This window comes from Pseudochrobactrum kiredjianiae, assembly GCF_030362795.1.
GTDB classification, from domain to species: domain Bacteria; phylum Pseudomonadota; class Alphaproteobacteria; order Rhizobiales; family Rhizobiaceae; genus Pseudochrobactrum; species Pseudochrobactrum kiredjianiae.
This window is the reverse complement of record NZ_JAUCBM010000003.1, coordinates 44,039-56,304: the sequence shown is the minus strand read 5'-3', so window position 1 is coordinate 56,304 and position 12,266 is coordinate 44,039. Positions and strand designations below refer to the sequence as shown.

8 protein-coding genes, 1 tRNA gene and 1 pseudogene are annotated in these 12,266 nt (G+C 49.5%); 6 read left to right on the top strand and 4 right to left on the bottom strand.

Annotated features, from left to right (window positions below):
* The first annotated feature begins 218 nt into the window (after positions 1 to 218).
* The gene (gene ctrA / locus QUF18_RS08020; RefSeq protein ID WP_113944626.1) at positions 219 to 920 is read left to right on the top strand and encodes a response regulator transcription factor CtrA; all 702 of its coding nucleotides are present in this window, start codon (positions 219 to 221) and stop codon (positions 918 to 920) included.
* Between the two features lie 327 nt (positions 921 to 1,247).
* Here the strand turns inward: ctrA and chpT are convergent.
* Positions 1,248 to 1,874: pseudogene (gene chpT / locus QUF18_RS08015) on the bottom strand (histidine phosphotransferase ChpT); the annotation flags it as partial.
* A gap of 509 nt (positions 1,875 to 2,383) precedes the next feature.
* Here chpT and QUF18_RS08010 point away from each other — a divergent pair.
* Complete coding sequence (locus tag QUF18_RS08010; protein WP_289386542.1) at positions 2,384 to 2,968, top strand: DUF1134 domain-containing protein; 585 nt, start codon at positions 2,384 to 2,386, stop codon at positions 2,966 to 2,968.
* Positions 2,969 to 3,085: 117 nt separating this feature from the next.
* Positions 3,086 to 4,012: a hypothetical protein gene (locus tag QUF18_RS08005; protein WP_289386541.1), complete on the top strand. Its 927-nt coding sequence runs from the start codon at positions 3,086 to 3,088 to the stop codon at positions 4,010 to 4,012.
* 95 nt (positions 4,013 to 4,107) lie between these two features.
* Here the strand turns inward: QUF18_RS08005 and QUF18_RS08000 are convergent, their stop codons facing one another.
* From QUF18_RS08000 to QUF18_RS07990, 3 genes are all read right to left on the bottom strand, one after another.
* Complete coding sequence (locus tag QUF18_RS08000) at positions 4,108 to 5,193, bottom strand: siderophore-interacting protein (RefSeq protein WP_289386540.1); 1,086 nt, start codon at positions 5,191 to 5,193, stop codon at positions 4,108 to 4,110.
* 297 nt (positions 5,194 to 5,490) lie between these two features.
* Positions 5,491 to 6,609 carry a DegT/DnrJ/EryC1/StrS family aminotransferase gene (locus QUF18_RS07995; protein WP_289386539.1) on the bottom strand — a complete coding sequence of 373 codons (1,119 nt, stop codon included), beginning with the start codon at positions 6,607 to 6,609 and terminating at the stop codon, positions 5,491 to 5,493.
* Positions 6,610 to 6,970: 361 nt separating this feature from the next.
* Positions 6,971 to 7,930, bottom strand: coding sequence for a Gfo/Idh/MocA family protein (locus tag QUF18_RS07990; RefSeq protein ID WP_289386538.1), 960 nt, complete (start codon positions 7,928 to 7,930; stop codon positions 6,971 to 6,973).
* A gap of 172 nt (positions 7,931 to 8,102) precedes the next feature.
* On the opposite strand from QUF18_RS07990, the gene QUF18_RS07985 reads away from it, so the two are divergent.
* The 3 genes from QUF18_RS07985 (at position 8,103) to QUF18_RS07975 (ending at position 12,248) form a co-directional block, all read left to right on the top strand.
* Positions 8,103 to 8,179: transfer RNA gene (locus QUF18_RS07985), tRNA-Met, on the top strand.
* 350 nt (positions 8,180 to 8,529) lie between these two features.
* Positions 8,530 to 9,708 carry a S1 family peptidase gene (locus QUF18_RS07980; protein WP_289386537.1) on the top strand — a complete coding sequence of 393 codons (1,179 nt, stop codon included), beginning with the start codon at positions 8,530 to 8,532 and terminating at the stop codon, positions 9,706 to 9,708.
* A gap of 230 nt (positions 9,709 to 9,938) precedes the next feature.
* On the top strand, positions 9,939 to 12,248 hold the full coding sequence (locus tag QUF18_RS07975) for a Tex family protein (protein WP_289386536.1): 2,310 nt from the start codon (positions 9,939 to 9,941) through the stop codon (positions 12,246 to 12,248).
* Positions 12,249 to 12,266: the final 18 nt, after the last annotated feature.

The following is a 12,266-nucleotide window of genomic DNA, read 5'->3' as shown; positions in this document are numbered from 1 at the left end:
CTTATAACGATTTCTTAAACTAATTTATTAAGAAATTTTTCAAGTGATTGTATTGTGAATTCAAATAGTTAGATGAAAATGCTACAAGACTGATATTTACTATTGCCAATGAGAATCATATTTTGTTAACCATTCGGTGGCAGACTTGGTTCAAAGCGAGTGCTGTTAAGCAGTTAACTGCTGGATCAGGTTAAGCGGCGGAAAAAAGGGATTCTGAGATGCGCGTTCTTTTGATTGAAGACGATAGTGCAATTGCACAAAGCATCGAGTTGATGCTCAAGTCAGAGAGCTTCAATGTTTACACGACAGATCTGGGCGAAGAAGGCATCGATCTGGGTAAGCTCTACGATTATGATATTATCCTGCTCGATCTGAACTTGCCGGATATGTCAGGTTACGAAGTGCTGCGCACACTGCGCCTGTCCAAGGTAAAGACCCCTATTCTCATCCTGTCCGGTATGGCTGGTATTGAAGATAAGGTTCGCGGCCTCGGCTTCGGAGCTGACGACTATATGACAAAACCTTTCCATAAAGATGAATTGATTGCCCGTATTCATGCAATCGTTCGTCGTTCGAAAGGCCATGCACAGTCTGTAATCACCACCGGCGATCTGATCGTTAATCTGGATGCCAAGACTGTAGAAGTCGGCGGCCAGCGCGTTCACCTCACCGGCAAAGAATATCAGATGCTGGAATTGCTTTCCTTACGTAAGGGCACAACCCTGACCAAGGAAATGTTCCTCAACCATCTTTATGGCGGCATGGACGAACCGGAACTAAAAATCATCGACGTTTTCATCTGCAAACTGCGCAAGAAGCTCGATGCTGTTTCCGGTAGCCAGAACTATATCGAAACAGTCTGGGGTCGTGGTTATGTGCTGCGCGATCAGGATGGTATCGAACATCGCGAAATCGCATAAGTTTTATGCATAAGCGATATCCAAAAGCCCCGCTTTAGCGGGGTTTTTTATTACCTACAGCATAATTCCTTAAACTTGGATCAGTTTAACGTTAAATTACTCTGTAAATATAAAGTGTTAGATCGACCTTTGTGCGCCCAAGAGCGCGCATGCGCTCTAAGTGACAGGCACGAAAAAGCCGCGCAGTGTAAAAACTGCGCGGCTATTCAATAAGTCATACAAGATGATGATTCATCAATCGTCAGCGAGCGTACCGGCATCTGCAGCGACTGTGCCATCGTCACTTTCAGGAACATCGCCCTGAAATGCAGGTTCGACTTCCTGCATCTGCGCGCGGAAAATGATTTCTTCTTCGCTCACATCAATCACGATTTCCATACCAGCTTCTTCAGCCAGCAGCAGCGTGTAATATGGCTGCACAGCATGAGCATCAATCGCTTCTTCCGGTACAATACCCTCATGCAGTTCTTTGAACTTCGGTGGTACGCGCAGCATACGGCCACGGGTTTTAACACTGATTTTCGGATCTGTTTCCATATCCTCCATCACCACATCCAGATTGCCGCCACGCGGAATGGATGAAATACCGATCAGGATCATATTCAGCAGCAGTTTAACCTGATTTTTAGGCAGGAATGCACGGGTACCGGTCCAGGTAAATTCCGGCTTTTCATTCGCCATATAAGCGGTGGCAACATTTTGCGCATCACCAGTATCAATCTGTACACCGGCAGAACCGGCAGCACCAAAAGCAATACGGGCAAACTGCAGACGGGCAGAAGCATTGCGCGCGCTGGCAGCAATCAGAGCCATCGCATCTTCATCAGCACCGCCCTCTTCCAGCAGTTCCAAACCATTATTAATCGCACCCACCGGTGAAATAATGTCGTGGCAAATGCGGCTGCACAGCAATGCACCCAAATCAACCGCAGAAAGAACAACAGGCAAGGCCATTGATTGCGTCTCCAAATATTATCTCTGCCTGCAAGCAGGCTTAATTCAAAAATTCCGTCTCATGCTTGCGGGCAAAAATTTGTCACATCGCAAAACGAATCACCGGAACACAAACTGCTAACAGGATGCTATGGCATCCCTGTGCCGCGATTATGCGCGAATAGGCTTAATGATTACCAAATAACACGACAAAAACAATTTAAATGCCGTTTCATTAAGTCATTGAAAGGACAATTTTTCATATAAACAATTCAACAAGGTTTTTGACGCACAATGAGCGTCATGTCCGTGCAGAAAATAGTAAAAAACGTTTTCGCACATGAAGCATCCCATACTTAAAACGGATGCGAACCGGAGAATGCAGTCATCAGAATTGCAAATCCGGACAGGGTTTTAAGCATATGCGCAACAGGTTGCGCATGTTTAAGGAGCAGGACCAGTCATTTCCGTCAGGATTAGTGATTGTCCGTGTCAGACAGAGCGAGCCAAGCAGCCAAAAGGAATTTTTAATGGCTACCTTAAACCTGTCCTCTTTCCGCATGCGTGTTGCATCGGTCATAATAGGATTAATGGCTCTGATTAGCGTTTTGCCGCAACAGGCCAAAGCCAATGAAGGCTTCAGTATGGAGGAAATTGTTGCCTCCGGTCATCGTTTTTTCGGCTCGACCTCGGGCGGCGTTGCATCTGCAATTGAAAAAGTATTCCAGAGCTACGGCCTGCCAAACGGTTATATTCTGGGCGAAGAAGGCTCGGGCGCGTTTGTAGGCGGCCTGACATTTGGCGAAGGCACCCTCTATACAAAGAATGCCGGTGACCACAAAACATTCTGGCAGGGACCATCCCTCGGCTGGGATTTTGGTGGTCAGGGTTCGCGCGTTATGATGCTGGTTTACAATCTGGATGATGTGAACATGCTTTATGGCCGTTATGCTGGCGTTTCCGGTTCGGCTTATGTCATTGCTGGTGCCGGTTTCAATGTCCTGAAGCGCGGCAATATTCTGCTGGTTCCGGTTCGTACCGGCGTTGGTGCCCGCCTCGGCGTTAATATCGGCTATCTCAAGCTGACACCATCAGCCACATGGAACCCGTTCTGAACCTTTAGAACATTTATATTTGTACCTGTGCCTGTCTCTAAGACTTGCACAGGTTCTGACGAACAGCATTTTCGCGCGTTCACATGATCGTCTGAAAGCACCGGAGATCGGCAGATCGTGATACAATCCGTACTGGTTTTTCTGCTGGGCTTTTTATGCGCAGCCTTTCTGATTTTGCTGGCCGCACCGCTATTCTGGCGACGTGCGCATTATCTGTGGCAAAAGCAGATGGCTGTACAATTGCCAATGTCTCTCACAGCCATTGAAGCTGACAGGGATTTGCTGCGGGCAGCGCATGCACTCAGCCTGCGTAAAGCTGAAATGCAGGCATTGGAAATCCGTGAAAAGCACACACAGGCTTTGTTGAAAATCAGCACAGATCGTAGTGAGCTGGAAAAAATTAAGCCTTTGCAGCAAGAGCTGGAAGTCTTAAAAATACAGCTGCAGGATGACAAACAGCAGCTAACAGCATTGCAAAACAATCTGAAACAGCTTCACGCCAAACAGGAAGCTGCAACAGCAGAGCATGGTCGCTTACAGCGCCAGAATGAAGCTCTGAACCAACTCAGCGAAACCCTGCGTAAAGAAGTTGCGCAAAAAAACACTGAGGCAGATCGCCTGCGCCGCGAGGCAAGCGATTTGCGGCAGGACAAAAAACAACTCAACAGCATTAATTCAGAACTGGCTTCTCAGGTGACCGCATTGAAAACATCTCTAGAGAGTGAGAAACACCGCAATCAGGCGCTTGAAGAAAAACTACACAGGCTGATTACCGAGCTTTCTGATGTACAGGAAAAACTGGATCACCAGAGCAAAATTGCCGGCACGAACAGCCGAGGCTTAAGCGATCAAGATTACAAGTTGCGAGAAACCATCAGCGAACTTGCAGCCGAAATGGTCGTAAAAACGGCAGTGCAGGAAGGAGAGGCTTCACCTATTCCTGCTCTTCTGCAAGAAAAAGCCGAGCCATCCGCGCCGCCCTCTGCCAGTAAAAAGAAAAAATCCAAAAGTCTGGCCAAGCGGATAAAAGATAAATCCGTCTGATCGGATCAGGACAGTGCAATGTGTTATTGCCCACATTGCGCTGTTTCATACTCTCAGAGCACGCCGCCTCTGTTTTACCGCTTTGCGATAAGCGGTTAATCCCGCCCTGCAACGCCACGGCGCCAATAGGCAACGGCCATATGATCATCACGGTTTAAGCCACATTCTTTGCGCCAGAAGGCACGAATGGCCTTAAAAGCATCAAACTCACAGCCTGCCCATGCAAAGATACGCTGGCCATCAATCGGCATCGGTGCAGCATCCTGCACCGCATCTATCAACAGCGAGGTCGTTCCGGCTTCAGCACCATTGCGATGCAGCCATTCCAGATCCAGCATGGCCGCTGTTTCAAGCACCTGTTCTTCATCCTCATCGGCTACTTCAATACGAACTGTCGCCATGGCTGTAGCAGGTAACCGCTCTAAAATGCGGGAAATTGCCGGTAATGCCGTCTCATCGCCAATCAGTATATAGACATCCGCCTCACCGGCATCGCCGCCACCGGGGCCGGTCATGCCAATAATATCACCGATCTGCGCCTGCATCGCCCATTCCGTACCGGGGGCCGTGTCCGTGCTCGGATGCACGACCATATCAATATCAACCCAGTTCTCTTCCACATTGATCGTGCGGATCGTGTAAACACGGTTGGTCAGCTTCTGCTCGCCGTCCGGCCAGACAGGTCGTCCGTCCGCGCCCAGATGCGGCCATTGCGGTTTTAACGGCGGCTTTGGCGGCAAGACCAGACGCACATGCAAACCACCGGTCGCATAGCGTGCCAGATCATCACCACGCAGGCGTATACGGCGCATATGCGGCGTTACATTCCGCACGCCAATCACTGTCATCTCCCGGAAAAACGGCGGCAGACTGCCCTCACCGGCACCATCACCTTCCCAGCGGAAATTCAACGCCTCTCCGGCTGCATGGTGGATAATACCTTCAGCGACAGCGAATTTCAGATAAGACAGATCGCTCTCATTCTTGGCCTCTGTCACAACAGCCAGATGCCCTTGCTCCAGCGTCAGCTTTGCAATGCCCATCTGCAAGGCAATCGTGGCCTTATTGTCATTACGTTCCACCGGATAATGCTCAGCGTAACCGGACAACAGGTTTTCAAATATTTTCTCAGGCTGCGCTGAGGAAATGTCCGTCTGCGCAATAAAGACAGGCTTATTCATAATCTCTCCTGTTGCTTCTGTCTGATCAGAAACCAATCAGTTTGCTTCAGCTAGAGCATTTCACAGTCAAGTTGGATCAACTTGACGTCGGGATAATGCGACAAACTAAAGAAACTAGAGCGAGCACTGCGATCCAACATGAACGCAAACCGCTCTAGCATTCAATAATATGAATTTTCAACTCATCTTTGCATTTTCAGGCATCCCGTCTGTTTTTCACTGCCCCTTTGAAAAAGCAAAAAGGCCGGATGTTTCCATCCGGCCTCATTATTCATTTCATCACGCTGATTGCGTTGCTTATTTACCGTGGAACTCACGAATCGCGGAAATGATGCGTTCCTGATCTTCATCCGAGAGATAAGCATGCATTGGCAGGCTGAGGATGCGTGAAGGCAAAGCTTCCGATACCGGCAAACCGCCTGGCGCAACCATGTAATGCTTGTAAGCAGTCTGCAAATGCAGCGGCTTCACATAATAAATAACCGACGGAATACCCTGAGCCTGCAGATGGGCTTTCAGCTCATCGCGGCGTTCGGTTTCGATCGAATATTGTGCCCATGCGGAACGGATACCAGCAGCAGGACGGGTAACTTTAACAATGTCACCCAGACCTTCGGCATAACGATTGGCAACCTTTTGACGGGTTTCCATTTCGTCTTCCAGAATAGCCATTTTTTCAAGCAAAACAGCTGCCTGAATAGTGTCCAGACGCGAGTTCAAGCCAATACGCACATTGTCGTACTGGGTTTCACCCTTACCGTGGAAATGGATAGAGCGCAGAACATCGTTCAGCTCGTCATCATTGGTGAAGATCGCACCACCGTCGCCATAGCAGCCGAGCGGCTTGGCAGGGTAGAAGCTGGTTGCACCAACATGGCCGAAAGAACCGCACATTGCGTTATCGCGCTTGCCGCCGATCGACTGGGCAGCATCGGAAATCACTTTGAGGCCTTCTTTATCCGCAATCGTCATGATTGCACGATAATCAGCAGGCAGACCGAACAGATCAACCGGAATGATCGCTTTTGGCATCAGGCGGCCTTCTTTGCGCACGGCATCAATGGCTGCCTGCAACTGTTCGACGTTCATGTTGTAGGTGTCTTCTTCAACATCTACGAAAACCGCTTCCGCACCAACCAGCGCCACCACTTCAGCGGTTGCAGCAAAGGTAAAGCTCGGGCAGAAAACAGCATCGCCGGGACCAACGCCCATTGCCATCAGCGGCATCTGCAAAGCGTCTGTACCATTGGCGCAGGCCAGAACATGCTTGACGCCTACGTAATCAGCAAGTTGCTTCTCAAACTCAGCAACTTCAGGTCCGAGAATATACTTACCTTCTGCGATAACTTTCAGTACAGCAGCGTTAAGACGGTCTTCAATGCGAGCGCGCTGGCTCACAAGATCGATGAATTGCATGTCGGCTCCAATATCAATTGATCCGCACCATGCACGCGCGCACCAGCGAATCGAGTAGTATTTAGTCTCTCAAAAGAGACTTCGCCATGTCGGATCATTCACGGTTTAGCAAATAATGTAACACAGCTTGAAGCAATTGCGGAATGTCGCGTCTCCCGTCATCCCGCTCTGCAGTCGCTATAAGCGGCCTGACAGGTTCTTACACCAGAAAAGCCGCTCTATCTCTTTGTTTTTTATATTCCCGCCGTCTGTCCACATAGATCAGGGCAAATGCCCCTCTCTATGCGCCATATTATGTGCCAATCTAACCGACACGTCAGCGTAGCACAGAGCCGGATATCTCAAATATTTGTGATTCCGCTCAGCCTGCCGGATGGCTCACCGTGCCTTTGGTCAGAATACGCAGCACGCTCACAGCTTCTTCACCATTGGTACGCGGGGTTTCCCGTGTTTCAATGCAATGAATAAAATGTTCCAGCTCGCGGGTTAGCGGCATGCTTTCCTGCACCGGCACATATTCCGGATCAGCTTTGGTGAATGCAATCTGGCCGTTTTCCTGCCAGACTTTATGACGGAACAGGGTCAGTTTACGCTCCCACGGCTCAGCATCATCAAAAACAGCCATAGCCTTGTCACCAACAACGGCAAGGCGACGATCCATGATCGGATTCAGGCGCGATGCGAAAAGATGACTACGGATACCGTTTGGAAATTCCATGTGCAGATGAGCAAAATCGCTCAAATGATCGACCATTGCCGCACCTTCACCACGGACAGCAGTCGGCTCACAACCAGTCAGCGCCAGAATCATCGACAAATCATGCGGTGCCAGATCCCACAAAGCATCATTCTGGCCGTGGAATTTACCAAGGCCGATACGATGTGCCTGAATATAGCCGATTTTGCCGAGCTCACCGCTCTGTGTTAGTTCCAGCAATTTTTCAAATGCCGGATGGAAGCGCAGAATATGGCCAACCATAAAGATGCGGCCATGCTGTTTGGCGGCGGCGATTTCTGCCTCACCATCGGCAACAGTCAGAGCAATCGGCTTTTCAACCAGAACATCCTTGCCGCTTTCCACAGCGCGGATGGCATATTGCGCATGAAACTGCGCCGGAAGCGCCATAACAATCGCATCAATGTCTTTCGAGGCGAAAAGATCATCAATGCTGATTTGCGCCACATCATAGTCTGCAGCAAATTTTGCTGATCGTGCCGGATCAATATCGCTGACTGCAGCCAGCACGCCGAGACCTTTTAGAGTACGGGTATGGTTGTTGCCCCAATAGCCACAACCGAGAACTGCGATACGCGGTGCCATATTTTTCTGCCTTTGCTTGTTGAAAACTCAATAACTTTGCAAAAGATGGATTACAATACCGATTAATGCATAACAGCGCTTGACAGCTATGCACATACCGACTTATACGACCCCCGTTCCCAACGAGAACAAGTGCTTCGCGAAACAGTTTAATGCTTCGCAGCATCGGTGGGGCGGAGTAGCTCAGTAGGTTAGAGCAGAGGAATCATAATCCTTGTGTCGGCGGTTCGAATCCGTCCTCCGCTACCAACAAATCTTCCAGTAAAATCTCCTTTTGATAAAACAGATAAGATGAGCTTTTCATCATATTATCTCATCAAAGAGATTCGTTTATTTTCAATCAGTTGCAGATAATAGCGGCGAATTCATGTGATAAGCATGCGACGCAAAATTTAAAACTAACATTCTTACAACGAAACAATACCGAAGCCGCATGGACTCCACTTCACGCACGTGCTTATAAATCGGAAAGATTGACAAGAGCGGTTTATATCCAGATTGGATCATAGCGCTCGCTCTCATTCTATGTTTGATCGCATTGTCACAGACTGTCCAAATTGATCTAATTTGACTGTGAAATGCTCTAGGGGTGGCAATATATGCGTTCGTTCAGTGCATTTGTTATGGTTGTAGCTGTAGGAACAGCCGCCATTAATCAACCGGCACTTGCCGCCCAGCCTGCCGGAACAGGCACTGGTTTTTTAATTTCTAAAGACAACTGGATCGTTACGAATGCGCATGTTGTAGAAGACTGCAGCTATGTTGAAGTCGCCTCTTTAGGCAAAGCAAAAAACATTCAGATTGATAAACAAAACGATCTTGCAATTTTGCAACTCACCTCGTTAAAGCCTGAGATACAACCTCTGAAACTGCGAAACACCTCCCCTCGTCTGGGTGAAGATGTGGCAGCACTAGGATATCCCTTGGCGCAAATCTTGTCAGACGGCATCAAAATCACGATGGGAAACATTAATTCCCTTATCGGCCTTGAGAACGATACACGCTATCTGCAAATATCCACCCCAATTCAGCCAGGAAACTCCGGTGGCCCGCTCGTCGATCGCAGTGGTTATCTTCTAGGAATAAACTCTGCCCGTCTTAATGACAGTTATGCGATTAAACAGAGCGGTAGCATTCCTCAGAATGTCAATTTTGCGATTAAAAGCAATATTTTGGAACTGTTTCTCCAATCAAGAAATATCGCTTTTGAGAAAGACGGAGATGCGAACAGCCCGCAACTCTCATCTGTTGATCTTACAGAAAAAGTATCCAATTCCGTATTTCAGATCGTCTGCTATGCGGACAGACCGGCAAAAATCGCTGCAGCCCCTATTGAGAACACTGATCAACATATTAGAAAACTGCCGCCTCTGCCAAAGGTACAAGCCACTGAAGATCAGGACGCAAATGATAGAGTGGCAGAATTTGTGAAACTGATGATCAACAGCAATAATGATGCAACCACGGCTCTGCGTGTCGCTGATAGGCTCTATGCCGATTATGTTGATTTTTTTGGCAAACGACTATCACATTACGAAGTTCTTCAAGACAAAAGAAAATATTTTGATCGTTGGCCGGTCAGAAGCAGTTATGTGAATGAGAACTCAATTCGCGTCCAGTGTGAGAATAATCTATGCGCGGTCACAGGCGAATATGATTGGTTTGTAAGCAGCCCGCAAAGGAAGAAAAAGGCGAGTGGAACCGCCTCTTTTTACTATGTCGTGGATATGCAAACGGGCGGAAAAATCGTTGCTGAAGGTGGCAAAGCCCGCAAATAGAGGCTGTTTTGGGCTCGTGTACAGCGCCATCTGACAAATGACGATCAAGCCACCCTCCAATGTAATTTGATCTAGCTTCAAACGGCCTGACCGCGATTTATTACACAGTCAATTTATCCTGTCTCAACAATTGCTAAGCATTGGAATATTCAGGCACGGAGCAATTCCGGCCTTCAATGCGCCGCATCAAAGCCCTATGATGTTCGAGATATTATCAGCATGAGATTCTTATGACAGACATTACCAGACGGATTGCCGCGATCATTGCCGGTGAAATCAATGCGAGACCGGAGCAAGCCATAGCGGCGATAGGCCTGCTTGATGAAGGCTCGACTGTGCCGTTTATCTCGCGCTACCGTAAAGAAGTCACCGGCGGTCTTGATGATACGCAATTGCGTAACCTGTCCGAACGTCTGACCTATTTGCGTGAGCTGGAAGCGCGCCGTAGTTCTATTCTGGAATCCATCCGCACACAGGAAAAGCTCACACCCGAGCTGGAGCTGAAGATTGCCAAGGTCAACACCAAAGCTGAGCTGGAAGATATTTACCTCCCTTATAAGCCAAAACGCCGTACACGTGCCGAGATCGCCCGTGAGCGCGGTCTTGCCCCTCTGGCGCAAGCTATTCTGGATAATCGCGCTGCGGTGCCTGCGGAACTGGCTAACGCCTATATCACGCCGGATGTGGCTGATGTAAAAGCCGCTCTTGAAGGTGCACGCGATATTATCGCCGAAGGCATTACCGAAAATGCCGATCTGCTTGGTCGCCTGCGCAATCATATGAAAGATAATACGACTCTACAGTCCCGTGTCGTTGCAGGCAAAGATGCCGAAGGCGCGAAATTCTCTGATTATTTCGACCATAGTGAACAGTGGAACAAAGTGGCAGGCCACCGCGCCCTTGCCATGTTGCGTGGCCGCAATGAAGATTTTCTGACACTGGATATTGCTGTCGACCAGCAGGATACTTCACCGGTTAAACCAGTTGAGCGGATGATTGCCCATAGCTATCAGGTGGGCGGCACACTCACCGGTGATAAATGGCTGATGGAAGTGATCGGCTGGACATGGCGTGTGAAACTTTCGCTGTCACTCTCTCTTGATCTGATGCGCGATCTGCGCGAACGTGCGGAAGAAGAAGCGATCAATGTTTTTGCGCGCAATCTCAAAGATCTGCTGTTGGCCGCCCCTGCCGGGTCCCGCGCTACCATGGGTCTTGATCCGGGCATTCGCACCGGCGTGAAAGTGGCGATTGTTGACGGCACCGGCAAGCTGCTGGACACAGCAACGGTTTATCCGTTCCAGCCTCGCAATGATTTGCGCGGCGCACAGATTGAAATCGCAGCTCTCATCCGCAAGCATAAAGTGGAACTGATCGCCATTGGTAACGGCACTGCAAGCCGTGAGACCGAACGCTTGGTTGCGGACTTATTGAGCGATATGCCTGCGCCAAAACCGCTTAAAGTAATCGTTTCAGAAGCCGGTGCATCGGTTTACTCAGCCTCGGAAACAGCGGCAGCAGAATTCCCGCAGCTTGATGTATCCCTGCGCGGAGCGGTTTCTATCGCTCGCCGCCTGCAAGACCCGTTGGCAGAGCTGGTGAAAATTGAGCCTAAATCCATCGGCGTTGGTCAGTATCAACACGACGTGGATCAGAGCCGTCTTGCCCATATGCTGAATGCGGTTGTTGAAGATGCCGTGAATGCCGTAGGCGTTGATCTCAACACCGCTTCAGCATCATTGCTGGCTCGCGTATCCGGTCTTGGCACATCGCTTGCCGAAGCCGTTGTTGCGCATCGCAACGAAAACGGCCCGTTCAAGAAGCGCAAAGACCTGCTCAAAGTTGCCCGTCTCGGCAACCGCACATTTGAACAGGCTGCTGGCTTCCTGCGTATTCCGAATGGCGCCGAGCCGCTTGATGCCTCATCCGTGCATCCTGAAGCCTATGGCGTGGCCGCCAAAATCGTGGCCGCCTGCGGTCGTGATGTGCGCTCGCTGATGGGCGATGCCAATGCTTTGCGTGCGCTTGATCCGAAAGTGTTTGTCGATGAGCGTTTTGGTCTGCCAACCGTCAAAGACATTCTGTCGGAGCTGGAGAAGCCAGGCCGCGACCCGCGCCCAGAATTCAAAACCGCGACCTTTGCCGATGGCATTGACGATATTAAAGATCTCAAACCCGGCATGTTGCTGGAAGGCACTGTGACTAATGTTGCCGCCTTTGGTGCATTTGTGGATATCGGCGTGCATCAGGACGGCCTCGTTCATGTGTCCCAGCTCGCCGATAAATTCGTCAAGGACCCGCATGAAGTGGTGAAAGCCGGTGATGTGGTCAAAGTACGCGTGACGGAGGTTGATGTGCCGCGTAAACGTATCGGCTTGACCATGCGTAAAGACGGCGGTGGTGAAGCTGCTCCTAAGCCTATGGGTGAGCGCGGACAACGTCCGGCACAGAAGCATTTCACAGCCAAGCCACAGGAAAAGCCTGCTGAAGTTCAGGGTGGTTTTGGTGCAGCCCTGCTTGAAGCCATGAAACGCAAGTAATAAAAATGAAAAAGTCGC